Raw genomic sequence first — 25538 nt, forward strand, 5'->3', positions numbered from 1 at the left:
GCGGTCTGCTGTTTTGTGATGCGTCGGACTGGCGGTGCGGCTTCGCTGAACCACGCTGAGGTCGAATGCGCGCTTTGCGTTCGCCGCGGCCCGCCGGGCGTTTTCTGCCGCGCCCGTTGCCGGCGCGGCCTTGATTCAAAAGGTGATTGTCGATTATACGGGATCACATGCGGGTTGCCGGTGCATGAAGATCGCGTCCGGGGCGCATCTGTGCGAGAGTCGCGTTGGAGGAGCGCCGGATTCGCGTCGGCGCGCTCCCCGATATCGTGCGCGTCCTGCGCTTTTTTCGCGCACTGAACCGCCAGAACGAAGCAGACCGAAACAGGAAGGGAGGAAGATGGGAGCCTTGAGTCATATCCGCGTGCTGGACCTGACCCGCGTGCTCGCGGGGCCGTGGTGCGGGCAGACCTTCGCCGATTTCGGCGCCGACGTCATCAAGATCGAACGTCCGGAAACCGGCGACGATACGCGCCATTGGGGCCCGCCGTATCTGAAGACGCCCGATGGCGCCGATACCCGCGAAGCCGCCTACTATCTGGCCGCGAACCGCAATAAGCGCTCGGTGACCGTCGATATCGCATCGCCCGAAGGTCAGCGGATCATCCGAGAACTGGCGGCGCAAAGCGACGTCGTGCTGGAGAACTACAAGGTCGGCCAGTTGAAGAAGTACGGGCTCGACTACGAATCGCTGAAAGCAGTGAAGCCCGATCTCGTCTACTGCTCGGTCACGGGCTTCGGGCAGACGGGCCCGTATGCGTCGCGCGCGGGGTACGACTTCATCATCCAGGGGATCGGCGGCTTCATGAGCATCACCGGCGAGCGCGACGGCCAGCCGGGCGGCGGTCCGCAGAAGGCGGGCGTCGCGATCGCGGACCTGATGACCGGCATGTACGCGACGGTCGGCGTGATGGCCGCGCTCGCACACCGCGACCGCACGGGCGAAGGGCAATACGTCGACATGGCGCTGCTCGACGTGCAGGTCGCGATGCTCGCCAACATGAACACGAACTTCCTCGCGAGCGGCCAGCCGCCGGTGCGCTGGGGCAACGCGCATCCGAACATCGTGCCGTACCAGACGTTCCAGACGAGCGACGGCTGGATCATCGTCGCGGTGGGCAACGACGGTCAGTTCCGCAAGTTCGTCGAGGCGGGCGGCCGGCCGGAACTCGCCGACGATCCGCGCTTTTCGACCAATCCGTCGCGCGTGCGCAACCGCGAGACGCTCGTGCCGATCCTCGCGGCGATGGTGCGCGAGCGCGGCAAGCACGACTGGCTGGCGGCGCTCGAAGCGGCGGGCGTGCCGTGCGGGCCGATCAACGATCTGGGCGAAGTGTTCGAGGACCCGCAGGTGGTCGCGCGCGGGATGCAGGTCGAACTGCCGCATCCGGCGGGCGGACACGTCAAGCTCGTGCGCAGCCCGATCAAGATGAGCGCCACGCCGCCCGAGGCGCGCCTGCACCCGCCGATGCTCGGCGAGCATACGGACAGCGTGCTGCGCGAGCTGCTCGGTTACGACGATGCGCTCATCGCGCAGTTGCGGGAATCGAAGGCGATCTGAGCGCCGGTCAGCCCGGACTTGCGCGGCGGCCCCGCCCGGCAGGTCAAAGCGAGCTTAGCGTGTGCCCGCGCCGATCAGGCCACCGGCGGCGGCGCCCGCGATCGTGCCGATCGGGCCGCCCGTGAGCACGTAGCCGAGCGCGCCGCCCGCGCCCGCGCCGATGGCGGCGTGCGCCTGCTGGCGGCTCATTCCGGAGCAGGCGGCGAGGCTCGCCACGAGGGCGCCGGCGGCGGCGAGCTTGATGGTCGTGTACGCGATCTTGTTCATGGTCGAGTTGTCCTTGTTCTATCCGGGTGCGGCGTTGTTATTGGCATGCGGCCTTAAAAGGCGCCGGGCGTCGAAGCCCTGGCGAGGCGAAGCCATCATACGAAACGCGCCATGCCGCGAACAACTCGATTTACGTCCCGTTACGCTCGAAACAAACTTGTCGCGATTCCCCGTGCGACAGTCGGCGAGCCCCGCCCGTCTTGCATCCAGCGCCTCTGCGCCCCATCTGCGGGAGACATTTGCGACCCCTCGGCAACAAATGGCCGGCCGCGGTCATGCTCGCCGGTCGCCTAAGGTAGAATCGGCAGATAAATCAGGTATTTTCGAACGCTTTCGGACGTGTTTTGAACGTCCCGAACCTGCAAGCGCCCTCGTCCGCTCTCTTTTTTCGCATGAACACCGATCGCAACGACGCCCCGGCGGTATCCAATTTCATCCGCAATATCATCGACGAAGACAATCGCACCGGCAAATGGTCGCAGCGGGTCGAGACGCGCTTTCCGCCCGAGCCTAACGGCTATCTGCACATCGGCCACGCGAAGAGCATCTGCGTGAACTTCGGCATCGCGCGCGACTACGGCGGCGTCTGCCACCTGCGTTTCGACGATACGAACCCGGAAAAGGAAAGCGTCGAGTACGTGGAGTCGATCATCGACGCCGTGAAGTGGCTCGGCTACGACTGGAACAAGAACGGCGAAGAGCATCTCTACTTCGCGAGCGACTACTACGACAAGCTCTACGAGTTCGCCGAGACGCTGATCCAGCGCGGCCAGGCCTACGTCGACAGCCAGACCGCCGACGAAATTCGCGCCACGCGCGGCTCGGCCACCGAGGCCGGCATCAACTCGCCGTATCGCGACCGCTCGCCCGAGGAAAACCTCGACCTTTTCCGCCGCATGAAGGCGGGCGAGTTCAAGGAAGGCGAACACGTGCTGCGCGCGAAGATCGACATGGGGTCGCCCAACTTCAACATGCGCGACCCGGTCATTTACCGCATCCGCTTCGCGCATCACTACCGCACGGGCGACACGTGGTGCATCTACCCGATGTACGACTACACGCATTGCGTGTCGGACGCGCTCGAGAACATCACGCATTCGCTGTGCACGCTGGAGTTCGAGGATCACCGCCCGCTCTACGACTGGTTCCTCGCGCAACTCGCCGACGACGGCGTTTTCGCCCGTCCGCTGCCGCAGCAAATCGAGTTCTCGCGCCTGAACCTGACCTACGCCATCACGAGCAAGCGCAAACTGCTGCAACTCGTGCAGGACAACCACGTCGACGGCTGGGACGACCCGCGCATGCCGACCATCGTCGGCGTGCGGCGGCGCGGCTTCACGCCGGAGAGCATCCGCCTGATGGTGGAGCGCATCGGCGTGACGAAGGTCGATTCTTGGATCGACATGAGCGTGCTGGAAGGCGCGCTGCGCGACGACCTCGACGACAAGGCGCCGCGCGCGATCGCGGTGCTCGACCCGCTCAAGCTCGTCATCGACAACTATCCCGAAGGGCAGAACGAAGACTGCAGCGCGCCGGTGCATCCGCATCATCCGGAGCGCGGCACGCGCACGTTCCCGTTCTCGCGCGAACTGTGGATCGAGCGCGAAGATTTTCAGGAAACGCCGCCGAAGGGCTATTTCCGGCTCTTCCCGGGCAACAAGGTGCGTCTGAAGTACGGTTTCGTCGTGGAATGCACGGGCGCAGAGAAGGACGCGGACGGCAACGTGATCGCCGTCCACTGCAACTACTTCCCCGACAGCAAGTCCGGCACGGACGGCGCTAACAGCTACAAGGTGAAGGGCACGATCCACTGGGTCAGCGCGGAGCATGCCTGTCCGGCCGAAGTGCGCCTCTACGACCGGCTCTTCAAGGAACCGCAGCCGGGTGCCGGCGGCGCCGAATTTCTCGACGCGCTCAATCCGGATTCGAAGCGCATCGTGAATGCGTATCTCGAACCGAGCGCGCGCGAAGCGGCGGCCGAAGACCGTTTCCAGTTCGAGCGTCACGGCTACTTCGTGGCCGACCGCATCGATTCCCAGCCGGGCAAGCCGGTGTTCAACCGGATCGTGAGCCTGCGCGACAGCTGGGGCAAGCCGGCCTGAGATGCGCGCAATTTTCGGCGCTTCCGGCTTCCGGCGTTTTGCGGCGCGTGAATCGTGAGGATCGCATGACATTGCCGCCCGTTCCTGCCTTGCGCCGCGCGCGGTCGAATCGCGGCACGCGCTGGATGGCAGCCGCCGCCCTCGTGTGCAGCGGCGCCGCGCAAGCCGCCGGACCCACCGGCGCCGAGGCGGCCATCGACCAGTTGCCGCCCTCCGCGACGCTGCGCAAGATCGCGGAAAACAGCGCAATCGTGCTTGGCGTGCGCGAGTCGTCGGTGCCGTTTTCGTATCTCGACCGTCAGCAGCAGCCGATCGGCTATTCGCACGACATCGCGCTCAAGATCGTCGACGACATCAAGAAGCGTCTCAATCTGCCGACTCTCGCGGTCAAGACGGCGCTCGTCACCTCCGCGAACCGCATCTCGTTCGTCGTGAACAACCAGGTCGACCTGGAATGCGGCTCGACCGCGCATATCGCCGAGCGCGACCCGCTCGTCGCGTTTTCAAACAGCTTTTTCCAGTACGGCATCCGCATGGCCGTGAAGCGCAAGTCGGGCATCCAGGACTACGAGGATCTCGCCGGCAAGACGGTCTCGACGACCGCCGGCACCTCCGACGAGCGCATCCTGCGCCAGATGTCGATCGAGAAGAAGCTGAACCTGCGCATCATCAGCGCGCGCGATCACGCCGAGGCGTTCCAGGCGCTGAAGTCCGACCGCGCGGTGGCCTTCGTGATGGACGATCCGCTCCTGTACGGCAAGATCGCGCAGGAAGGCGCGGCCCGCAATGAATACGCCGTGACCGGCAAGCCGCTCGCCTTCGAAACCTACGGCTGCATGATTCGCAAGGGCGACCCGGTGTTCAAGCGCCTGGTGGACGACGTGATCGCCAACATGCAGCGCTCCGGCGAAGCGACAAAGCTCTACGAGAAGTGGTTCACGCAGCCGATCCCGCCCGACGGGATCAACCTGCAATTCCCGATGTCGCCGGAGATGAAGACGCTGTTCGCCAATCCCAACGACCGCACGATCGACTGACCGACTGACCGGCGCCCGCCTGGCTCAAACGAGCGTCTCGTGCAGTTCGGCGAGCGACAGCGTCGTCTGGAAAAGCCGCGCGAGGCTGCGGCTCGCGAACGCGTCGATGTCGGCGGGGCTCACCCAGCGGTAGGCATCCATTTCCGGGATCATCGTGCCGTCGCCGCGGCGCGGGAAAAAAGACTCGCACACGCACTGGTCGAGCCGCACTTCGTCTTCGGTGACGCGCACCGCGAACAGATGCAGGTCCTTGTCCCGGCGATAGAGAAAGCGCCCCAGATCCTTCAGCCGCTCGGGCGGCAACACGATGCCCGTCTCCTCGACGAGTTCGCGCAACGCTGCGTCGATCGGCCGCTCGTCGGGATCGGCGTGGCCCTTCGGCACGTCCCAGTGCGACGTCTCGGTTGCGTGGCAAAGCAGGACGTCGCCCTGCTCGTTCAGAATGACGACGCCGCACGACACGGTCCGCCCGCTCATGCGCGACCCTCCGCCCCGGCGACGGCGGCTCCGGCAACCACGGCGCGCGTCATTGCTTCAGCAGTTTCCACTTGCCGCCGCTCGCTTTGCAGGCGGTCGGCGTCCAGGTCTGCGTCTGGCCCTTGGCGATGGCGACGAGCGTCACCTTGCGGCAAGTGCGATCGCCCTGCTTGACCGAGTCCTGCGGCGTGATGGTGCCTCTGATCGGCACCGGGTTGCCGGTGCCCTGGTTGTTCCACTCGACCGATTCGCCGTCCTTCTGCGTGTCGAGCGCCTTGCTCGCGGCGCTGTTGAGCGCCTGGAGGTCGCGCTGCTTCATGTAGCTGATCGGCGTGTCGTTGAGAAAGCCGAGATTCGCGGCCGACGCAGCGGCGGCCCCGGCGACGAGCAGAGTCGCCGCGGTCGACTGGACACAGGCACGGACGAACGCGCGGGATGTCATCGGCATAAAACGATTCTCCTGAGGGTCGAGTTCGGTGGCTTCGCCCACACAGCATGGCGGCCGGACCCATCGAGAATAGCATGAGGCGAACGCGGCCAACTTTGCCCGCGAGAAGCTCGGCCGGGCCACGCAAAGGCGAATCGCACGCGCCGCAGGATCGTTTTAAGATTGATCCAATGTTCGCCTTAGAGCGCGCACTCTAGCATCGACGGTTCTGTCTGCCCTTGCGGCAACTTCCAGTCACTTGCGACCCGTCGACCATGTCCGAGCTTCTGTTCTCCAGCCATTCACCGGCCGTCTACTGGCTGCTCTCGATCGTCACCATCGCCTGCGCGGCCGGCATTCCGGGCGCCGTCATGCTCGTCGACCAGGTGCTGGCGAGCGGCCCGGTGTGGCAACGCAGCGGCGAGGTCTGCGACTGGCCGCGCGTCGTGGCGTGGGCCGGCATGGCGCTGCTCCTTGGCGCGTTCGTCGCGCTCGTGCTGCTCTGCCGGACGCTCGCGTCGGCCTAATTCGCCGCGGTCTTGGCAGGCGTTCGCGCCGGCGCCTGATACCCGTCGGTCAGCGTGCCGAGAAACGCGACCACATCCTTGATCTCCGCCTCATCCAGCGCCGGCTGCTCGCCGCGCTTGCGATCGAAAGGCGGCTCCGTATTCACGTTAGTCCAGTAGCGCTTCGGCAGATCGTCGAATTTCCGGACCACGCCCTTCGATACCGGATAGAACTTCTCCGGATTCGTATCCCGCTCGACGTAGAACCGCACCACGTCTTCGAGCGAGTGATAGATCCCGTTGTGAAAGAAGGTCTTGCGCAGCGCGACGTTGCGCAGCGACGGCGTGCGGAACAGTCCGCAGAATTCGTCGCGCCCCTTCAGGTCGGTCCGCTCCGGACCGCATGCGCCGAGGTCGTGATAGCGCGGGTCACGGTTGATCGGCAGCGCGCGGTTGCGCGGCACGCCGATCGCGATCAGCCCGAAGTCGCTGAACTGCGGCGGCGTGCCGTCCTTCGCGCGCTGGCTGATGTGGCACGCCGCGCAATTGCCCTTCTTCTCGTCGTTGAAGAGCTCGAGGCCGTGCAGTTCCGCGTCGGTGAGCTTCGTCCTGCCCGCGAGATACGCGTCGAACTTGCTCGTGTACGGATAGAACTTCTGCGGCACCTGCTCGAACGCCTCCAGCGCGCGCAACACGGCGGCGAAAGTCTGGTCGTCGCTGTCGAAGACGTTCGCGCCGAACGCGCGGCGGAAGTCGTCGGCGTAAGGCGCCGCCTTCACCGCCGCCGCCACCTTCGCCGGCGTGCTGCCCATCTCGAACGACGACAGCAGCGGAATGCGCGCCTGGTCCGCGCCATGATCGACGCGTCCATCCCACGTCAGGCCGCCCGTCGGACCGGCATCGACGCTCTCGTCGCCTTCGTCGTCGGAATCGTGGAAATGCTCGCTGAACGCGGGCACCGCCTGCAAATACCTGAGCGAGGGCACCGCGCGAAATCCCGGCCGATGCATGTCGCTGCCGCCGAGTTGCACCGACAGCCCGTTCGACGGCCCGAACGCGTGAACCGGACTGTGGCATGACGCGCACGCGAGCTTGCCCGAGCCGGAGAGCGACGGATCGAAGAAGAGCTTCTCGCCGACCGCCGTCATCTCCTTCACGGCCGCGAACACCTGCGAGCGCGACTGGGCTTGCGGCGATGCGCTCGCGGCCTGCGCGGACGCCGCCTTGGTCGACGCATCCGCGGACGGGTTTGCCGCATGCGAATCGCAGCCGCCGAGCGTGATCGCAAGCGTTGCAAAGAGGTGTGAAGACAGGGCGACGGAAAGACGCAACGAAGACATGAGCAGAGGGGCGAATGAAGAGAAGCCGCAGCGTATGACGCGAAGATGTCGATCGCGTGACACGTCGTGAGCGAGCGCTCACGACCGCTCCACCTTACGCAGCCGAAAGCCGTATTACACGGTCATGTCAAACGCGCTTGCGACACTTGCGGCGCCGGCCACAGGCGACAGCGCTTTTTCAAAGCGCGCGACGGGCGCCGGCTCCCCAACACGAGAGACCATTTCAATGAACAAGACACTCGCCTGCGCCGTGCCGCTCACGGCACTCGTCGCATTCGGCCTGTCCGCGTGCGGCAGCAGCGACAGCAAACATGCGGATTTGTCGTCGGTGAAGAACATCGTCGTGATCTATGCGGAGAACCGCAGTTTCGACAATCTCTACGGCAACTTCCCCGGCGCGAACGGCCTGCAAAACGTCACGGCGACGAGCGCGGCCCAGCTCGATCGCGACGGCAGCACGCTCGCCACGTTGCCCGCGATCTGGGGCGGCCTGACGGCGAAGGGCGTGACGCCGGTCGTCACCGAAGCGATGACGGCGAATCTGCCGAACGCGCCGTTCGCCATCGACGATCCGGCCGGCTTCAACACGCCCCTTTCCACGACGACGCGCGACCTGTATCACCGCTTCTACGAGAACCAGATGCAGATCGACGGCGGCAAGAACGACAAGTTCGCCGCCTGGGCCGATTCGGGCGGCCTCGTGATGGGTCACTACAACACGAACGCCGACAAGCTGCCGCTCTACAAGATCGCGCAGCAGTACACGCTCGCCGACAACTTCTTCATGGGCGCGTTCGGCGGCTCGTTCCTGAATCACCAGTGGCTCGTCTGCGCGTGCACGCCGGTGTATCCGAACGCGGACAAGAGTCCCGCGGCCAGTTCGATTTCGTCCGTCAACGACGACGGCGTGTCGCTCAAGGTGGCTTCGAATTCGCCGGCGTCCGCGCTCGCGGGCATTCCGAAGTTCGTGAACTCCGGCAACCTCACGCCCGACTTCTTCGCGATCAACACGATGCAGCCGCCGTATCAGCCGAGCGGCAACAAGGCAGCGACGGGCGGCGACCCCGCCCTCGCCGACCCGAGCGTCGCGACGACGCTGCCGCCGCAGACGCAGCAGCACATCGGCGATCTGCTGAACAACGCGGGGGTTTCGTGGGCGTGGTACGGCGGATCGTGGGGCGCGGCGCTGGCCGACCCGACCGTGATCTACGGCTCGACGAATTCGGTGCCGAACTTCCAGACGCACCATCAGCCGTTCAACTACTTCGCCGATCTGGCGCCCGGCACGGCCAATCGCGCGCAGCATCTGCTCGACGGCGGCACGAACGGTGCCGGGTTCATCAAGGCGATCGACGCGGGCACGCTGCCGGCCGTTTCGTTCTACAAGCCGCAGGGCAACCTGAACGAGCACCCGGGCTACACCGACGTCGCTTCGGGCGACGCGCACATCGCCGATCTGATCGCGCATCTGCAAAAGAGCCCGCAGTGGAAGAACATGGTCGTCGTCGTGACCTACGATGAAAACGGCGGCTTCTGGGATCACGTCGGCCCGCCGAAGGGCGATCGCTGGGGTCCGGGCTCGCGCATTCCGGCGCTCGTGATTTCGCCGTATGCGAAGAAGGGTTTCGTCGATCACACGCAATACGACACGACCTCGATCCTGCGCCTCATCACGCACCGCTTCTCGCTGCCGACGCTGCCGGGCCTCGCCTCGCGCGACTCGGCGCTCGTGGCGAACGGCGGCAAGGCGATGGGCGATCTGACCAACTCGCTCGACTTCTCGCAATAACGCGGCCGACGCCATGCGTGAAGCGGCCTCGCGCCCGCTTCACGCGCCGCTGAACAAGGTCACGAGATCGGCGCCCGCGCGCTCGTTCGCCCGCGCGACGACGCGCGCTTCCAGTTCCGCGAGATGCTCGCGCATCGACGCGAGCGCGGCGTCGAGCCGGCCGGCTTCGAGCGCGTCGATGAGCCGCGCGTGGTCGTCGGATGCGCAGTTCGATGCCTTCGACGGATCGAACAGCGCCTTGTAAAGCTCCGTCTTCGCGACGAGCTGCGCGAAGAACGCATGCAGTTCCGGGGCGGCCGCCATTTCCACGAGCAGCAGATGGAACTGGCCCGCGAGCCGCACGCAATCCTCGACACTGCCCGCTTTCAGCGCGCGCGCCTCGCTCTTCACGTGCGCACGCAGACTGCGCTTTTGCTGCGTCGTGAGCGCGCCGCAGAGCGTCACGACGATGCCCGCTTCGATCACTTGCCGCGCGCGATAGACGGCGCGGATGTCGTCTTCCGACGGCGACGGCACGAACGCGCCGCGATTCGCCTCCAGCACCACTTTCCCTTCGTAACCAAGACGCATCAGCACCTTGCGGATCGTGCCGCGCGTGCAGTCGAAGGCGGCGGCGAGATCGCGTTCGACAAGCTGCGCGCCGGGCGCGAGCCTGCCCTCCAGCAACGCTTTCGTGAGCGCGGCGTGAATGCGCTCGTCGATGGGAAGATCGTCCGTCGAAGGTTGCTTTCTGGTAGCCATGACCCGTATCAGCGCCTGTTATAAGCTGTATTTCGATGACCGGCATTGTAGCGACTGATGTACCCTCACGAAAATGGTTGACCAAAAATAGTTAAGATAGTCAACCAGATAGGAGGCATTTAGTCATATGAAACCGTCTTTTTCGATCATCGACGTGCGCCCGTTCGGCGCGGCGCCCGTCGACGTACGAGTCGTCGACGGCGCGATCGCGTCGATCGCGCCGCACGAGCGCGCCGCGCCGCCGCTCGCCGGCGACACCGTCATCGACGGTCAGGGCGCGCTGCTGCTGCCAGGCTTCGTCGAAGGCCATACGCATCTCGACAAGACCACGTGGGGCATGCCGTGGTATCGCAACGCCGTGGGGCCGCGTCTCGTCGATCGCATCGAAAACGAACGGCACTGGCGCGCGACGAGCGGGCATGACGCCGCGCGCGCGTCGCGTTCGCTCGCGCTTGCGTTCCTGCGCGCCGGCACGACGCGCCTGCGCACGCACGTCGACATCGATACCGATGCGGGCCTCGCCCATCTCGATGGCGTGCTCGACACGCGCGCCGCGCTCGCCGATGTGCTCGACCTGCAGATCGTCGCGTTTCCGCAATCGGGCATGCTCGAACGGCCCGGCACGCGCGAACTGCTCGATGCTGCGCTCGCAGAAGGCGCCGACGTGCTCGGCGCGCTCGACCCGGCTGCCATTGACGGCGACCCGGCCGCGTCGCTCGACCTCACGTTCGCGCTCGCAACGCGCCATCAGAAACCGATCGACATCCATCTGCACGAGCCCGGCGAACTCGGCGCGTTCACGTTCGGACTCCTGCTCGATCGCGTCGAGGCGCACGGGCTGCATGGGCGTGTCGTCGTGAGTCATGCGTTTTGTCTCGGCGAGCTGCCGGTGGCGAAGCGCGATGCGCTGCTCGAACGCATCGCGCGCGCGGGCGTCGCGCTCCTGACGACCGCGCCCGCTTCGACGCCCGTTCCGCCGCTCAATGCGGCGCGCGCGGCGGGCGTGACGCTCTTCGGCGGCAACGACGGCATCCGCGATGCGTGGACGCCCTACGGTTCGCCCGACATGCTGGAGCGCGCGATGCTGATCGCGATGCGCTACGACCTGCGCCGCGACGACGATCTCGCCACCGCCCTCGACCTTGTCACGACCGAAGGCGCCCGCGCCTGCGCCTTCGAGCGCTACGGCCTCGCGGCGGGCGCGCGCGCGGACCTCGTGCTGGTCGATGCCGAGACCGTCGCGCATGCGATCACGTCGCGGCCGCCGCGCCGCCTCGTGATGGCGAACGGCACGCTGATCGCGGCGGACTTCTCGCGATGAAAACAGCGCGTTCCGACCTTGCGTGGCTCGCCGTGATCGTCGCGATCGGGCTGAACCTGCGGCCCCTGCTCACGTCGATCAGCCCGCTCACCGGCGTGATCCTCGCCTCGACCGGGCTCACGTTCCACGGCGCATCGCTGCTCACGGGCCTGCCGGTGGTCGCGATGGGCGTCTGCGCGTTCGGCGCGAGCGCGCTCGCGCGGCTCGTCGGCGAAGCGCGCGGCGTCGCGGCGGGTCTCGTTGCGATCATGTGCGCCTGCGCCGCACGGCTTTTCATCGACAGCGGCAGCGGGTTGATCGCCAGCGCCGCGGTCGCGGGCGTCGGCGTCGCGGTGATCCAGGCGCTCCTGCCCGGCGTCATGAAAACGCGTTTCGCCGCGCGCCTGCCGTTCGCGATGGGCGTCTATTCGGCGTCGATCATGGCGGGCGGCGGACTCGGCGCGAGCGTGACGCCAGGCGTCGCCGCGCACGTCTCGTGGCACGCGGGGCTCGCGGTGTGGGCGCTGCCCGCGCTTGTGGCGCTCGCGCTGTGGGGCTGGCTCGTCAACGGAGACGGCGGCGGCGCGGCGAAGTCCGCGCGCGCGGCCGATGCGTCGCCTGCGCTTTTTCTCAATCGCCGCGCGTGGCTGCTCGGCCTCTACTTCGGGCTGGTGAACGGCGGCTACACGTGTCTCGTGGCGTGGCTGCCGGCGTATTACCAGCAGCTCGGCCGCAGCGTGACGCAAAGCGGCGGGCTGCTCGCGATCGCGACGGTATTTCAGGCGTCGTCGGCGTTGCTCCTGCCGATGGCCGCCGCGCGCTCGCGCGACCGTCGTCCGTGGCTTGCGGCCGGGCTTGTGGCGCAACTGGCGGGTTTCGTCGCGTTGCTCGCGGCGCCGATGGCCGCGCCGGTACTGATCGTCGCGCTGCTGGGCGGCGGCTTGGGCGGCGTGTTTGCGCTGACGCTCGTTCTGACGCTCGATCACACCGACGACCCGAGGGTCGCCGCGCGGCTCATCGCGTTCGTGCAGGGCGTCGGGTTCGTGATCGCAGCGGTCGCGCCGATCGTCGCGGGCATCGTGCGCGATGCGACCGGCGGCTTCACCGTCTCGTGGATGATGCTGATCGCGAGCCTCGTCGCGATGATCGCGCTCACGCTGGTGTTCTCGCCGCACAGTTATGCGCGCGCGATGCGGGGTCATGCGGGGGACGTGAAGCGGACGAAGGCGCGGCAAACGCGCCGTGTCGCTGGAGAAACTTGAGGGAAGAATGAGAAAACGCTGGCACGGCAGGAGGGACTCGAACCCCCGCCCCTCGGCTTAGAAGGCCGATGCTCTATCCAGCTGAGCTACTGCCGCGTCGCAAGCGAGCGTGGATTTTACCTCATCAGTGACGGCCCGGGCGCGTCAAGGCGAACCCGGGCAAATGCGTGCGCGTCAGACCGGCTGCGGATGCAGCATGAACCAGCCGAGGCAAAACGCGCCCGCGATCACGCAATACACGCCGAACGACGCAAGCCGCCCGCGTCCTTCGAAGTAATGCATGAGAAACCGCACGCTCAGATACGCGGCGATGCCGGTCAGCACGCCGCCGAGCAACGCATCGCCCAGTTGGCCGGGCGCGTGAAAGAGCTTCGGCAGTTCGAGCACGCCGGCCGCGAAAATGATCGGCGTGCCGAGCAGGAACGAAAACTCCGCCGCCTTTTCCGCCGTCATGCCGGCGCCGACGCCCGCGATCATCGTGAGTCCGCTGCGCGAAAAGCCCGGCACGAGCGCGCCGATCTGCGCGAGACCCACGAGAAACGCCTGGCCGAACGTAAGCTGCTCGGGCGCGGGGGTCGCGCGGGCGCGCTGCAGCCGGTCGCCGAGCCACAGCAACACGCCGTTCACCATCAGCGCCGCCGCCACGATGCGCAGATCATGAAAGATCGCTTCGATGCGCTTTTCCAGCAGCAGTCCGACGATGCCGGTCGGAATCGTACCGATGATGAGCGCCCACATCATGTGACCGTGTTCGTTGCGCCGTCCGCCGAGCGAAGCGAACCAGCCGCCGATCAGCTCGACCCAGCGCGTGCGGAAATACCAGAGCAGCGCGAAGGCGGTGCCGAGATGCAGCGCGACCAGGAACGGCAGCAACTGAGGCGCGTGCTTGTCGATGTGCATCCCGAAGAGGCCGGGGACGAGGAGCGTATGGCCGAGGCTGCTGACCGGAAAGAGTTCGGTCACGCCTTGCAGCACGCTTAGAAAAACCAGAAACCACAGAGTCACGCGTCGATCCTTTTGACGTTACGAATGGAGGACGCGTCGTGCGAATCCCGTCGTCCGTCGCGCTGCCCGGCGGGCGACGGAACGATCGAATGCGCAAAATGGGGATGTGAAACGGCACGGCGCGCGAAAAATCGCACCGATTATGCCGGTGGCGAAATCGAGCGCCAAGCGTTTAAGTCAATCAACATCCACCGACAGTCAAACGTCGGCTAAACGGATTTCGCAGTAATTGAAGACGAATGAAACCGAAAGGAAATGCGCATTGCCGCGCACCTGTTTTCGTGTGCGCCGCGCGCAAAGGGCCAGGTGTCAGGGCATGAGCTTGTATAGGAACAGCACGGTACTCGCGCCGAAAAGCCCGAACATCGCCAGAGCCATCGTCATCGCCAGATCCATGCTTCGCTCCTCGTTCTGTCTGATAGGCAACACAGCACGGAATAACAACACATCGAGGGGGCGGACGTCAGTCGCTGTTTTCCCGAGAAGGGTTTCCCCGTAGAAAAATCCACGGCAGAATCTGCGAGTCTGCAACGACCTCACACGCCGTCACCACGCCCTCCGGAGCGCTCCAACCATGTCATCCGAGCAAGACATCATCGATATCACGCGCGACGGCGCCTCCATCTCGCTCGCCCCGCAGGCGGGCGGCCGGCTCATGACCTGGCGCGTCGGCGGCGAGCCGGTGATCCACTGGCCCGCCACGCCCGACTGGTCGCAGCCGGCGAAGATCCGCGGCGGCAATCCGCTGCTGTTTCCGTTCCTCGGACGCCATTTCGTCGCGGGCGAGATCGGCAAATGGCGCGACCCCGACGGCGCGATCCACGATCTGCCGACGCACGGCTTCGCCCGCAACCTGCCCTTTTCGACCACGAAAGACGCGGACGGCCACGGACTGCGCATGACGCTCGTCGACAGCGACGCGACCCGCGCCGGCTATCCGTTCGCGTTCCGCTTCGAGGCGGCGTACCGGCTCGTCGATGCGAACACGCTCGACGTGGAGCTGACGACGTCCAATCCGGGCGAAGTCGCGCTGCCCTACTACGCCGGCCATCATTTCTACTTTCACCTGCCGCACGACCAGCGCGCGTCGAGCAGCGTCGAGCTGCCGCGTACCGAGCAGCGCCATCAACTGCCCGACGGCTCGATCAGCGAAGCGGTGCCGGGCGCGCCGCGCTATACCCTCGACGATCCCTCCATCGTCGACCGTTTTCACTGCTTCACCGGACCGTCGGACCAGCCGGTGCGGCTCTTCATGCCCGGGCTCAGGCGCATGGTGAGCTTCGAGCTCGACCAGCCGGACTCGGTGCCGTGGTACGCGGTCACGACCTGGACCGAAGCCGACACATCCGATTTTTACTGCGTCGAACCGTGGATCGGCCTGCCCGACGCGATCCACAACGGCCACGGCCTGCGCTGGCTCGCGCCCGGGAAGACGGAGTCGGCGTCGCTGCGGCTCGTCGTATCGCCGCTCGACTGAGCGTCGGACGCGCGCATCGACGCAACCGCGCCCGGCGCCTTTTCGCGGCCGACCGGGCGAAGACGGTAAAATCCGATGTTTGGACCGCCGCGCACCTTTTGCACGCGGCGGCGCTTCGCGAGGTCTAACGTTGGCAACAAGAATTCGACGGCTCCTCTGCGCCTCGCTGGTCGCAGTGCTCGCCGCATGTGGCTCGGCGCCGGTCGGGCCGGGCTTTTATCGCGTGGAACGGGGCGATTCGGTCTCGAAGATCGCGCGTGAAAACCGCACCTCCGTGCAGAACATCGTGCGCTGGAACGGGCTTGCCAATCCCGACGCGATCGAAGTCGATCAGGTGCTGCGCGTCGTGCCGCCGGCGGGCATGGCGAGCGCGCCGCGCCCGGCTCCCGCGCCTTCGGCGAGCCGCGGCGACACTGCACCCGATCCCGCGCCCGCGAAGGCGCCCGCCGTGTCGCTCGTCTGGCCCGCGCAGGGCGAAGTGATCCGCACGTTCGATGGCAAGACGTCGAAGGGCATCGACATCGTCAATGCGCCGGGCACGAAGGTCGTCGCGGCGGCGGGCGGCACGGTCGTCTACGCGGGCAACGGCTTGCGCGGCTACGGCAACATGCTGATCGTCAAGCACGATTCGGAGTATCTGACCGCGTATGCGCACAATCGGGCGCTGCTCGTGAAGGAAGGCCAGACCGTCGCGCAAGGCCAGCAGATCGCGGAAATGGGCGATACGGACTCGAACCGCGTGATGCTGCACTTCGAGTTGCGCTATCTCGGCCGCTCGACCGATCCGTCGCGCTATCTGCCGGCGCGCTGAACGCCGGCCGCGCTGACACGGAAGTGACGCGACACATGACAAGGAAAGTTTCGATGAAGATGATGAACCGAGCCGCGCTTCTGGCGGCGCTGGGCGCGCTGGCGACGTTCGCCGGCTGCGCGAACACGTCGACCATGACCTATCTGCCCTCGGGCGAAACGGGATTCGCCATCAACTGCAGTGGCAGCGATGCAAGCACGAGCTGGGCGGAGTGTTACAAAAAGGCAGGCGAGACGTGCGGCGCGTACGGCTACGACGTCGTATCGAAGGACACCGACAACGGCGCGACGGCGGGCGGCTCGGTGGGCGGCATCTTCGGGGCGAACATCAAGAACCGCTCGATGGTCATTCGCTGCAAGCAGTGACGCCCGCGTGGCCCATGAGCCCGGCGCGCAGCCGTTCATGGCCGCCGAAGCCGCCGAGACCACGTTTCGCGCGGGGTTTGAGCGCCTGCCAGCGACCCGAGAGCGGGTCGATATGCGCCGCGAATGCGACGAGCGCCGCGAGCGCGAACGGGCAAAACGCGATGAAAATCCAGAGCAGGTGCATGATCGATACAGCCGACGACGAATGGTCCGATCATAACCGCAAGGCAAATAATTCGCTCGATGCGAACGGCGTAGGCGAACCGTACGGGAATTCTTACCCGTCCAGCGATTGAACGAGACTCACGCGGACGAGGCGCGCTGTCGCATTGCGTTACGCTCCGATACAAGCGCACACAACGTTGCGAAAAGCGGCGCCCTAGAATCCGTTCCAGCCCGTGCATTCTCTGCGCGAACAGTCCGCGCGGGTCAGAGGCCCCGACGTGCCCGCGTCGGGGCCTCGCCATTTCTAGCGCACGATGTCATGCGAAGCGGCCGCTATTCCGACTTGTCCGGCGCGATCAGCATGACGGGCGGACGCGTGTCGGTCGGCACGCCCTTGTAGTCCGGCGGGTCCTGCGGCGGGCGATGTTTCGGCTGAGTCGACGAATCGGCGCACGCGCACAGCACGAGCGACACGGCAGCGAACAGAACGATACGGAGCATGGAGTTTCCGGAAGACGCCGCAGTGAACGGCGAAGAAAAACAAAGGGGTTACAAGCCGAAACTTGTAACCCCTGCTTGTTGCCCTTCTTGTACGGTGGTCGGAGCGATAGGATTCGAACCTACGACCCTCTGATCCCAAATCAGATGCGCTACCAGGCTGCGCTACGCTCCGACAAGCCGCAGATAATAGCGTTTTCCCGCACCCCGCGCAATGAAAAGCGACGCCCGCGCTTCGCAACACGCAAATCGAGCGCGCCGACGGGCACGCATCGCACGCTCGGCGGTCGAACGGATCTCACCCACGGAGACAACCGATGAACCTCATTCTCTGGCGTCACGCGGAAGCCGAGGACCAGGCGGCGAGCGACCTCGCCCGGCAACTCACCCCGCGCGGACGCAAGCAGGCGCAGGCGGTCGCCAAGTGGCTGCGCGCGCGCCTCGACGACGACGCCCTCTTCCTCGCCAGCCCCGCGACCCGCACGATCCAGACGGCCGAAGCATTCGGCGACCGCTATCGCGTCGTGCCGTCGCTCGCGCCGGGCGGCAGCGCGCAAGCCGTGCTCGACGCCGCCGGCTGGCCGGACGGCATCGCGGAAACGGTGGTCGTGGTCGGCCATCAGCCGACGATGGGTTATGTCGCTTCGCTGCTGCTCTCCGGAGAGGAAGCCGAGTGGTCGGTCAAGAAGGCGGGCGTCTGGTGGTTCCAGCAGCGCTCGCGCGGCGGCGACGGCCAGGTCGTCCTGCGCGCGGTGGCGAGTCCCGACCTGCTCTGAGCTTGCAGCACGCCGCGCCGCACCTGACGATCGCGTTTCATCGAATCGTCATTGCGACGCCATGCGAGCGTCACGCGCGATTACTACATTGGCGGGGACTCAAGCCTCCTACGAGGAACGCCAATGCAAGATTCAGCCACGCCCGCGCTGCCGAAGAAGGCGCATTCAGCGCTTCTCCACGACGCGCGCCGGCGTCTGCCGCGCGCAGCGGAAACCGTCACCGGCCAGGTGCGCCTGCAGGTCGCCTGGGCCCGCACCGACGACGCGTTGCGCGAAGCGCAGCGTCTGCGCTACCGCGTGTTCTCCGACGAAATGGGCGCCCGCCTGACAGGTCCCGCGGGCCTCGACGTCGATGCCTTCGACGCCTTCTGCGATCACCTGCTCGTGCGCGATCTCGATACGCTGAAAGTCGTCGGCACCTATCGCGTGCTGCCGCCGCACCAGGCAGCGCGGATAGGCCGCCTCTACGCCGAAAGCGAATTCGACGTGTCGCGCCTCACGCATTTGCGGCCGAAGCTCGTCGAAGTGGGCCGTTCGTGCGTGCATCCCGACTATCGCAACGGCGCGGTCATCATGTCGCTGTGGGGCGGGCTCGCGACCTACATGATGCAGAACGGCTACGAAACGATGCTCGGCTGCGCGAGCGTCGGCATGGTCGATGGCGGGCACTACGCCGCGAACCTGTATTGCTCGCTCGCCGCCGACGCGCTGACGGCGCCCGAATACCGCGCGTTCCCGCATACGCCGCTGCCGGTGGAGGAATTGCGCACGGGCGTCGACGTGAGCGCGCCGCCGCTCGTCAAGGGCTACCTGCGCCTGGGTGCGAAGATCTGCGGTGCGCCCGCCTGGGACCCCGACTTCAACACGGCGGACTTCCTCACGCTCTTTCGCCTCTCGGACATCAATGCCCGCTACGCGCGCCACTTCATGAGCGACGCGAACGCGCGCTGACCGGCACGCCCTTCGCATCGGCGACGCGGCGATCAGTCGTCCGTATAGACCACGCGATAGGGCCGCCCGATCTTCTCCCACTCGGCCGCTTCCTGCACGAGGCTGTAGTCGGTGAGCGGATTGTTCGCGACCCAGTCGTTCGGCAGACGCACGTCGAAGCCGCTCGCCGCCTGCTTGACCTCGATGCTCGGCAGGCCCGCATCGGTGCGCCGCCGGCATAGCAGCGACGCGAGCCGCAGGCAGAAAAGCAGCGTCCAGTCGACGTCGCGCGAATGCGAGAGTTTGCCGAGCTTGCCCGCGTGTCCCAGCACGAGCGCCGCGAGCCGCGCCTGATCCGTGCGCGAGAAGCCGGGCATGTCGGCGTGGGTCGCGATGTACGCCGAATGCTTGTGGTACGCGCTATGCGCAATCGACAAGCCGATCTCGTGCAACGCCGCCGACCACGCGAGAAACATGCGGTTTTCCTCGCGCCGCTCGGCATCGGGTTCGTCGAACTGGTCGTAGAAGCGGATCGCCAGTTCCGCGATGCGCTCGGACTGCGCGGCATCGACGGCATAGCGGCGCTTGAAGCCTTCCACCGTGACCGTGCGCATGTCCTCGTGCTGCGAGCGCCCGAGCAGGTCGTACAGCACGCCGAGCCTGAGCGCGCCGTCGGTGGTGTCGACGTAATCGATGCCCAGTTCCTCGAACACGCCGAGCATGATCGACAGGCCGCCCGCCAGCACCGGAATGCGGTCGGGCTTGAGCGCCACCAGCTTCAGCCGGTTCACGTTTTCCGCCTTGATGAGCGCGCGCTTCAGGCGCTCCAGCCCGCCGCGCGAAATGCCGTGCGTGATGTCCGGATCGTTGAAGCCGTTCGCCTCGACGAGTTCCGCGAGCGCGCGCGCCGTGCCCGACGAGCCGATCGCCTGATCCCAGCCCGTGTGCTTGTATTCGGCCGAGATGATCTGGATCTCGCGCTTCGCGGCGAGTTCGGCCTGACGCATCGTATATTCGTCGACGTTGCCCGCCGCGAAGAACTGTCGGCTATGGCTCACGCAGCCGATATAGAGGCTTTCCATGTGGATCGGCGTGTAGTGCGAGCCGATGATGAATTCCGTCGAGCCGCCGCCGATGTCCACCACGAGGCGCTTGCCCGCGCTCGCCGGCACCGAGTGCGCCGCGCCCGCATAGATGAGGCGCGCTTCCTCGCGGCCCGCGATCACTTCGATCGGAAAGCCGAGCGCGGCTTCCGCCTCGACGATGAAGTCGCCCGCGTTCTTCGCGACCCTGAGCGTGTTGGTCGCGACCGCGCGCACGTGATCCGGATGGAAGTCGCGCAGACGCTCGCCGAAGCGCTTCAATGCATCCCAGCCGCGCAGTTGCGACGCGCGGTCGAGATACTTGTCGCGCGAAAGGCCCGCGCCGAGGCGCACCGGTTCGCGCAGCGCATCGACCTGATAGATCTGGCTGCCGGCCTCCGTCTCCTCGACGCGTCCGACGATCAGCCGGAAGCTGTTCGAACCCAGGTCTACGGCGGCGAGAAGATGCGGTTGAGTGACCATCGGATATCCAGGATTCATGGGAAAGGAACGCCTCGCGGCGCCGCACCAATTCTAATCCAGCCGGGCGCTCAGGCGTCGGACGCCCGGCGGGACCCGCCGCGCACAGGCGACGGTATTCCCAATCTGCGTAGAATTTGTGACACTGGCAATGTCACGAAAACTTAATCTTACTGTGAGACTATCCGAACGTCCGTTTGCCCTTTCGATAGACCCTCCACTGACCTCGTCGATGTCCATACGCTATCCGCTATTCAACCGCGAGCTGGGCATCCTGGGATTCAACGAGCGCGTGCTGGCGCAGGCCGCCGACACCGCCGTTCCTCTCCTCGAACGTCTTCGCTTCATCTGCATCACGAGCAGCAATCTCGACGAATTCTTCGAAGTCCGCATGGCGGGCCTGCAAGAGCAGATGCGCGACAACCCCGGCTCGCTGTCGCCGGACGGCATGTCGCTTCAGCATGTGTACGACCTCGTGGTCGAGCGCGCGCACCGGCTTGTGCGCCAGCAGTACGTGATGCTGCACGACACCGTGATTCCGGCGCTCGAAAGCGAAGGCATCTACTTTCATAACGCCGAAGCGTGGACCGCGCAGCAGACCGAGTGGGCGCGCGAGTACTTTCAGAACGAACTGTTGCCGGTGCTCACGCCGATCGGCCTCGATCCGGCGCATCCGTTTCCGCGCGTGCTCAACAAGAGCCTGAACTTCGTCGTCGAACTGGAAGGCAAGGACGCCTTCGGCCGTCAGGCGATGATGGGCATCGTGCAGGCGCCGCGCGCGCTGCCGCGCCTCGTGCGCATGCCCGAGGCGCTCTCGGGTTATCCGCACGGCTTCGTGCTCCTGAGTTCGCTGATGCAGCGCTTCGTCGAAGAGCTGTTTCCGCATCTGAACGTGCGCAGTTGCAATCAGTTTCGCATCACGCGCAACAGCGAGCTGTTCGTCGACGAAGACGAAATCACCAACCTGCGCGTCGCGCTGCAGGGCGAACTGCCGGCGCGGCATCTGGGCAACGCGGTGCGGCTGGAAGTGTCGGCGGAAACGCCGCCGCACATGGTGCGACGTCTGCTCGACGAGAGCCAGTTGAACGAGCGCGACTGTTATCGCGTGAACGGCCCGGTGAATCTCGTGCGGCTGATGCAGTTGCCCGAAATGGTCGACCGGCCCGACCTCAAGTTCGTGCCGCACATTCCGTCGATACCGAAGAGCATTGCAAACGCGTCGAATCTCTTCGATGCGATCGACCAAGGCGATGTCCTGCTGCATCATCCCTACGAGAGTTTTCAGCCGGTGCTCGAACTCTTGTTGCAGGCGGCGAAGGACCCGCAGGTCGTCGCGATCAAGCAGACGATCTATCGCACCGGCACCGATTCGCCGCTGATGGACGCGCTGATGCAGGCCGCGCGCAATGGCAAGGAAGTGACGGTGGTAGTCGAACTGCTTGCGCGCTTCGACGAAGAGACGAACATCAACTGGGCGTCGCAGCTGGAAGCGGTCGGCGCGCATGTGGTGTATGGCGTGGTCGGCCACAAGTGCCACGCGAAGATGATGTTGATCGTGCGGCGCGTGTCGCAGGGCGGCAAGCTCATGCTCAAGCGTTACGTGCATTTGGGAACGGGCAACTACCATCCGCGCACGGCGCGTCTTTATACCGACTTCGGCATGTTGACTGCCGACCAGCAACTCTGCGAAGACGTGCATCACGTGTTCCAGCAGCTGACGGGCATCGGCGGCGAGATTCCGCTGCATCAGATCTGGCAGTCGCCCTTCACGCTGCATGCGAAGCTGATGGATGCGATCCACGCGGAAGCCGAGCATGCGCGCGCGGGCAGGAAGGCGCGCATCGTCGCGAAGATGAATGCGCTGCTCGAGCCTTCGGTGATCGCGGCGCTTTACGAGGCGTCGCAGGCGGGGGTGAAGATCGACTTGATCGTGCGCGGCGTGTGTTCGCTCAAGCCGGGCGTGGAGGATCTGTCGGAGAACATCACGGTGCGCTCGATTGTCGGGCGGTTTCTGGAGCATCACCGCATCTTCTACTTCTATGCGCACGGCAACGAAGACGTCTATCTGTCGAGCGCCGACTGGATGGATCGCAACTTCTTCCGGCGCGTCGAAGTGGCGTTTCCGATTCGCGATCGACGCCTCAAGCGGCGGGTGATTGCGGAAGGTTTGTCGGTGTTTCTCGGCGATAACCAGACGGCGTGGCTCATGCAGAGCGATGGACATTACCGGCGGCGGCGGCCCGGGAAGGCGATGCGTAATGCGCAGTTGGGGTTGCTTGCGAAGTTTTGTTCTTGAGCGGACGAGCGTGGTTTGAGGGGTGCCCGCCAACCCTCAAACCGCGACCGATTTCCTCAACGCGGACCGCACAGCCGGAAACCGTACGCTGAACGTACTGCCGCGCCCTTCTTCGCTCTTCACATCGAGCTCCGCGTGATGCCGCTGCAGCACATGCTTGACGATCGCAAGCCCGAGCCCCGTGCCGCCCGTATCCCGCGAGCGGCTGCGATCCACCCGATAGAACCGCTCCGTCAGCCGCGGAATATGCTCCGCAGGAATGCCGAGCCCGCTATCCCGCACCGAGAACACCGCGCGATCCTGCTCGCGCTGCCACGTCACGTCGATCGTGCCTCCGTCCGGCGTATAGCGGATTGCGTTCGTCACGAGATTGGCGAGCGCGCTCACGATCTCCGTCTCGGCACCCGCTACCGTCAGCGCTTCGTCGCTGTTAAAAGTAATGCGATGCCGCCCCGCCGACAAATTGATCGCGTCGTCTTCGAGATGGCGCATCACCGCGCGCATGTCGAGCAGCTCGTCGCCCGGCGGCCGCATGTCGCCTTCGAGGTTCGCGAGCACCAGCAAGTCGCGCACGATGTTCCTCATCCGCGATGCCTGCTGATCCATCATCTCCAGATAGCGCGCGCGGTCCGCCTCGTCGAGCGGCAGTTCGCGCATCGTCTCCAGAAAGCCCGATAGCACCGTGAGCGGTGTCTTCAGTTCATGCGAGACGTTCGCGACGAAATCGCGCCGCATCGAATCCGTGCGCTCGAGTTCCGTGATGTCCTGCGTGAGGATCAGCTTGCGGTTGTCGCCATAGGGAAAGACCTGCACGGAGAGCGTATGCCGACGATTCATACCCATCGCGCGCATGATCAGCATCTCTTCGTAATGGTGCGAATTCAGATAGCGCACGAACTCGGGACGGCGAACGAGATGCGTGATGTGCTGGCGCAGGTCGCGCTTTGCGTCGAGCCCGAAATGCGTCTCGGCGATCGCGTTGCACCACTCGATCTGATCGTGGTCGTCGAGCATCGCGACGCCGTTCGGCGACGCCTGGATCGCCTGAATGAAGCGCGAATGCTGCTGCTCGACCTGACGCACCTGCGCATGCCAGCGCTTCGCGAGCTTGTGCAGCCGATAGTAGATCTCGCCCCAGATGCCGAGCGCGCTCGGCACTTCGCCATAGACGGGCGCATCGAGCAGACGCCAGAGACGTTGCGTGTGATAGGTGCCGAAGAAGCTCTGGACGACGAGCATCACCACCGCGAACGCGAGCGCGATGCGCACGCCGAAGAACGCGCCGACCAACGCGCTCAGCGCTGCGAGCAACGCGAGGGACACGATGGAACGCGTCCAGATGATATTCATGGTCGGTGGGTCGAAAGAATGAAGGATGCAGAGCGGCGATGGCTCAGGCGCTCTTCGCGAGCCGGTAGCCGCTGCCTCGCACCGTTTCGATCATAGCATCGCAGCCCGCCGGCTTGAGGGCCGCGCGCAGGCGCTTGATGTGCACATCGACCGTGCGCTCTTCCACGAAGACGTGATCGCCCCACACCTGATCGAGCAGTTGCGTGCGGCTGTGCACGCGCTCCGGATGCGTCATGAAGAAATGCAGCAGGCGGAATTCGGTGGGACCGAGATCGAGCTTGATGTCGCTGCCCGAATGGCTCGCCGCCACGCGATGCGTCGCCGGATCGAGCCGCAGACCGTTGATCGCGACGACGTCTTCCGTCAGTTGCGGCGCGCGCCGGCGCAGCACCGCCTTGATGCGCGCCATCAGTTCCTTCGGCGAGAACGGCTTGGTGACGTAGTCGTCGGCGCCGATCTCAAGACCGAGCACCTTGTCCTGTTCGTCGCCGCGCGCGGTGAGCATGATGATCGGGATGTGCTTCGTGCGCTCGTTGTTGCGCAGCTCGCGCGCGAACGTGATACCGGACTTGCCCGGCAACATCCAGTCGAGCAGCACGAGATCGGGCAGCACGTCGCTGATCAGGTTCTGCGCCTGCTCCGCGTTGTAAGCGCGGATCGGGCAGTGTCCCGCATGTTGCAGATTCACCGAGATCAGCTCGGAGATCGCGGGTTCGTCTTCGATGACGAGGATACTGCTGGGCATCGGCACCTCTGTGACCTTTTTGCTTGGAATGAAATTCAGCCGGATTCAACTGAGCGCTTCACGCTCGAGCTGGTCGCGCGGAACGTGCCGCACGTCGGTTCCCTTCACGATATAGATGATGAATTCGGCGATGTTCTTCGCGTGATCGCCGATCCGCTCCACGGCCTTCGCGATGAACAGATAGTCGAGACCCGCGGAAATCGTGCGCGGATCTTCCATCATGTACGTGATGAGCTTTCTCACGAACGCGCGGAATTCCTCGTCGATGGCTTTGTCGTCGCGCACGATCTGCGCGGCCGCGACCGTGTCGAGGCGCGCGAACGCGTCGAGCGCGCGGCGCAGGATCGTCACCGCCATCTCGCCCGAGAGCTTGATTTCGGCGATGTTCACCGTGCGGCCCGCGCCGTCCTCGTTGATGCGCTTCACGCGTTTCGCGATCTTCTCGGCTTCGTCGCCGGCGCGCTCGAGGTTGGTGATCGTCTTCGAGATCGCCATCAGAAGGCGCAGGTCGCGCGCGGCCGGCTGACGGCGCGCGATGATGTTGCTGCACTCCTCGTCGATCTCGACTTCCATCGTGTTCAGGCGCACTTCGGCCGCGATCACCTGATCGGCGACGCCGATGTCGAACGTGTTGAGCGCCTGCATCGCGTGGATGATCTGCGACTCGACGAGCCCGCCCATTTCCAGCACTTTCGACGATACCGCGTTGAGGTCGGCGTCGAACTGGCTCGACAGATGCTTATCGGACATGT

Annotated in this window: 25 protein-coding genes and 2 tRNA genes; 13 read left to right on the forward strand and 14 right to left on the reverse strand. The window is 65.5% G+C overall.

Translation table 11 applies throughout. The features are described from left to right. Positions 1–337: 337 nt before the first annotated feature. On the forward strand, positions 338–1558 hold the full coding sequence (locus tag AWB66_RS12405; protein WP_087630589.1) for a CaiB/BaiF CoA transferase family protein: 1221 nt from the start codon (positions 338–340) through the stop codon (positions 1556–1558). Positions 1559–1612: 54 nt separating this feature from the next. On the opposite strand, the gene AWB66_RS12410 is transcribed toward AWB66_RS12405, so the two are convergent. Next, entirely contained in the window at positions 1613–1825 is a 213-nt protein-coding gene (locus AWB66_RS12410) for an ornithine carbamoyltransferase (protein WP_087630590.1), read from the reverse strand. A gap of 392 nt (positions 1826–2217) precedes the next feature. Here AWB66_RS12410 and AWB66_RS12415 point away from each other — a divergent pair, with 392 nt between their 5' ends. Further along, positions 2218–3927: a glutamine--tRNA ligase/YqeY domain fusion protein gene (locus AWB66_RS12415; RefSeq protein WP_087630723.1), complete on the forward strand. Its 1710-nt coding sequence runs from the start codon at positions 2218–2220 to the stop codon at positions 3925–3927. 125 nt (positions 3928–4052) lie between these two features. Beyond that, positions 4053–4964, forward strand: a complete 912-nt coding sequence (locus AWB66_RS12420; protein ID WP_087630724.1) for a transporter substrate-binding domain-containing protein — start codon at positions 4053–4055, stop codon at positions 4962–4964. 24 nt (positions 4965–4988) lie between these two features. Here AWB66_RS12420 and AWB66_RS12425 read toward each other — a convergent pair whose 3' ends face one another. Further along, positions 4989–5441: an NUDIX hydrolase gene (locus AWB66_RS12425; protein WP_087630591.1), complete on the reverse strand. Its 453-nt coding sequence runs from the start codon at positions 5439–5441 to the stop codon at positions 4989–4991. A gap of 49 nt (positions 5442–5490) precedes the next feature. Then, positions 5491–5889 carry an RT0821/Lpp0805 family surface protein gene (locus AWB66_RS12430; protein ID WP_087630592.1) on the reverse strand — a complete coding sequence of 133 codons (399 nt, stop codon included), beginning with the start codon at positions 5887–5889 and terminating at the stop codon, positions 5491–5493. A 254-nt stretch (positions 5890–6143) separates the two neighbouring features. Here AWB66_RS12430 and AWB66_RS12435 point away from each other — a divergent pair, with 254 nt between their 5' ends. Continuing rightward, entirely contained in the window at positions 6144–6395 is a 252-nt protein-coding gene (locus AWB66_RS12435) for a hypothetical protein (protein ID WP_087630593.1), read from the forward strand. Here AWB66_RS12435 and AWB66_RS12440 read toward each other — a convergent pair. Then, a complete protein-coding gene (locus AWB66_RS12440) occupies positions 6392–7714 on the reverse strand; it encodes a cytochrome-c peroxidase (RefSeq protein WP_087630594.1) in 1323 nt (440 codons plus the stop codon). The genes AWB66_RS12435 and AWB66_RS12440 overlap by 4 nt on opposite strands. A gap of 226 nt (positions 7715–7940) precedes the next feature. Here AWB66_RS12440 and AWB66_RS12445 point away from each other — a divergent pair, with 226 nt between their 5' ends. Then, positions 7941–9503 (forward strand): acid phosphatase, encoded by a 1563-nt coding sequence (locus AWB66_RS12445; RefSeq protein ID WP_087630595.1) that lies wholly within the window; start codon positions 7941–7943, stop codon positions 9501–9503. Between the two features lie 39 nt (positions 9504–9542). Here the strand turns inward: AWB66_RS12445 and AWB66_RS12450 are convergent, their stop codons facing one another. After that, entirely contained in the window at positions 9543–10244 is a 702-nt protein-coding gene (locus AWB66_RS12450; RefSeq protein WP_087630596.1) for a GntR family transcriptional regulator, read from the reverse strand. Between the two features lie 127 nt (positions 10245–10371). On the opposite strand from AWB66_RS12450, the gene AWB66_RS12455 reads away from it, so the two are divergent. Beyond that, positions 10372–11565 carry an amidohydrolase family protein gene (locus AWB66_RS12455; RefSeq protein WP_087630597.1) on the forward strand — a complete coding sequence of 398 codons (1194 nt, stop codon included), beginning with the start codon at positions 10372–10374 and terminating at the stop codon, positions 11563–11565. Beyond that, positions 11562–12806, forward strand: coding sequence for a cyanate transporter (locus tag AWB66_RS12460; protein WP_087630598.1), 1245 nt, complete (start codon positions 11562–11564; stop codon positions 12804–12806). The genes AWB66_RS12455 and AWB66_RS12460 overlap by 4 nt, the downstream gene beginning before the upstream one ends. 19 nt (positions 12807–12825) lie before the next feature. Here AWB66_RS12460 and AWB66_RS12465 read toward each other — a convergent pair. Together AWB66_RS12465 and AWB66_RS12470 are read right to left on the reverse strand one after the other, a co-directional pair. Beyond that, positions 12826–12902, reverse strand: a tRNA-Arg gene (locus AWB66_RS12465). 78 nt (positions 12903–12980) lie between these two features. Continuing rightward, on the reverse strand, positions 12981–13811 hold the full coding sequence (locus AWB66_RS12470; RefSeq protein WP_087630599.1) for an undecaprenyl-diphosphate phosphatase: 831 nt from the start codon (positions 13809–13811) through the stop codon (positions 12981–12983). 574 nt (positions 13812–14385) lie between these two features. On the opposite strand from AWB66_RS12470, the gene AWB66_RS12480 reads away from it, so the two are divergent. From AWB66_RS12480 to AWB66_RS12490, 3 genes are all read left to right on the forward strand, one after another. Beyond that, positions 14386–15288: an aldose epimerase family protein gene (locus AWB66_RS12480; RefSeq protein WP_087630601.1), complete on the forward strand. Its 903-nt coding sequence runs from the start codon at positions 14386–14388 to the stop codon at positions 15286–15288. Positions 15289–15418: 130 nt separating this feature from the next. Beyond that, the gene (locus AWB66_RS12485; RefSeq protein ID WP_087630602.1) at positions 15419–16099 is read left to right on the forward strand and encodes a peptidoglycan DD-metalloendopeptidase family protein; all 681 of its coding nucleotides are present in this window, start codon (positions 15419–15421) and stop codon (positions 16097–16099) included. A 62-nt stretch (positions 16100–16161) separates the two neighbouring features. Then, positions 16162–16464, forward strand: a complete 303-nt coding sequence (locus AWB66_RS12490) for a hypothetical protein (protein WP_125469721.1) — start codon at positions 16162–16164, stop codon at positions 16462–16464. On the opposite strand, the gene AWB66_RS12495 is transcribed toward AWB66_RS12490, so the two are convergent. The 3 genes from AWB66_RS12495 to AWB66_RS12500 form a co-directional block, all read right to left on the reverse strand. After that, a complete protein-coding gene (locus AWB66_RS12495) occupies positions 16445–16648 on the reverse strand; it encodes a hypothetical protein (protein ID WP_087630604.1) in 204 nt (67 codons plus the stop codon). The two genes, AWB66_RS12490 and AWB66_RS12495, sit on opposite strands and share 20 nt — an antisense overlap. Before the next feature lie 314 nt (positions 16649–16962). Beyond that, a complete protein-coding gene (locus AWB66_RS34020) occupies positions 16963–17130 on the reverse strand; it encodes a hypothetical protein (RefSeq protein ID WP_200818976.1) in 168 nt (55 codons plus the stop codon). 95 nt (positions 17131–17225) lie between these two features. After that, positions 17226–17302, reverse strand: a tRNA-Pro gene (locus AWB66_RS12500). A gap of 142 nt (positions 17303–17444) precedes the next feature. Here AWB66_RS12500 and AWB66_RS12505 point away from each other — a divergent pair. Together AWB66_RS12505 and AWB66_RS12510 are read left to right on the forward strand one after the other, a co-directional pair. Then, positions 17445–17903, forward strand: a complete 459-nt coding sequence (locus AWB66_RS12505) for a SixA phosphatase family protein (RefSeq protein ID WP_087630605.1) — start codon at positions 17445–17447, stop codon at positions 17901–17903. A gap of 123 nt (positions 17904–18026) precedes the next feature. Further along, a complete protein-coding gene (locus tag AWB66_RS12510; protein WP_087630606.1) occupies positions 18027–18854 on the forward strand; it encodes a GNAT family N-acetyltransferase in 828 nt (275 codons plus the stop codon). A gap of 32 nt (positions 18855–18886) precedes the next feature. Here AWB66_RS12510 and ppx read toward each other — a convergent pair whose 3' ends face one another. Beyond that, entirely contained in the window at positions 18887–20398 is a 1512-nt protein-coding gene (ppx, locus tag AWB66_RS12515) for an exopolyphosphatase (RefSeq protein WP_087630607.1), read from the reverse strand. Between the two features lie 229 nt (positions 20399–20627). Between ppx and ppk1 the strand changes: the two genes are divergently transcribed. After that, entirely contained in the window at positions 20628–22691 is a 2064-nt protein-coding gene (gene ppk1, locus AWB66_RS12520) for a polyphosphate kinase 1 (protein ID WP_200818977.1), read from the forward strand. A gap of 36 nt (positions 22692–22727) precedes the next feature. Here the strand turns inward: ppk1 and phoR are convergent, their stop codons facing one another. From phoR to phoU, 3 genes are read right to left on the reverse strand one after another with little or no spacing between them, the layout of a single operon-like run. Next, positions 22728–24041, reverse strand: a complete 1314-nt coding sequence (gene phoR / locus AWB66_RS12525; RefSeq protein WP_087630609.1) for a phosphate regulon sensor histidine kinase PhoR — start codon at positions 24039–24041, stop codon at positions 22728–22730. A gap of 43 nt (positions 24042–24084) precedes the next feature. Continuing rightward, positions 24085–24786: a phosphate regulon transcriptional regulator PhoB gene (gene phoB, locus AWB66_RS12530; protein ID WP_087630610.1), complete on the reverse strand. Its 702-nt coding sequence runs from the start codon at positions 24784–24786 to the stop codon at positions 24085–24087. Positions 24787–24831: 45 nt separating this feature from the next. Beyond that, complete coding sequence (phoU, locus tag AWB66_RS12535; RefSeq protein ID WP_087630611.1) at positions 24832–25536, reverse strand: phosphate signaling complex protein PhoU; 705 nt, start codon at positions 25534–25536, stop codon at positions 24832–24834. Positions 25537–25538: the final 2 nt, after the last annotated feature.

The sequence above is a fragment of the Caballeronia telluris genome, assembly GCF_001544495.1.
Classification (GTDB): Bacteria; Pseudomonadota; Gammaproteobacteria; order Burkholderiales; family Burkholderiaceae; genus Caballeronia; species Caballeronia telluris.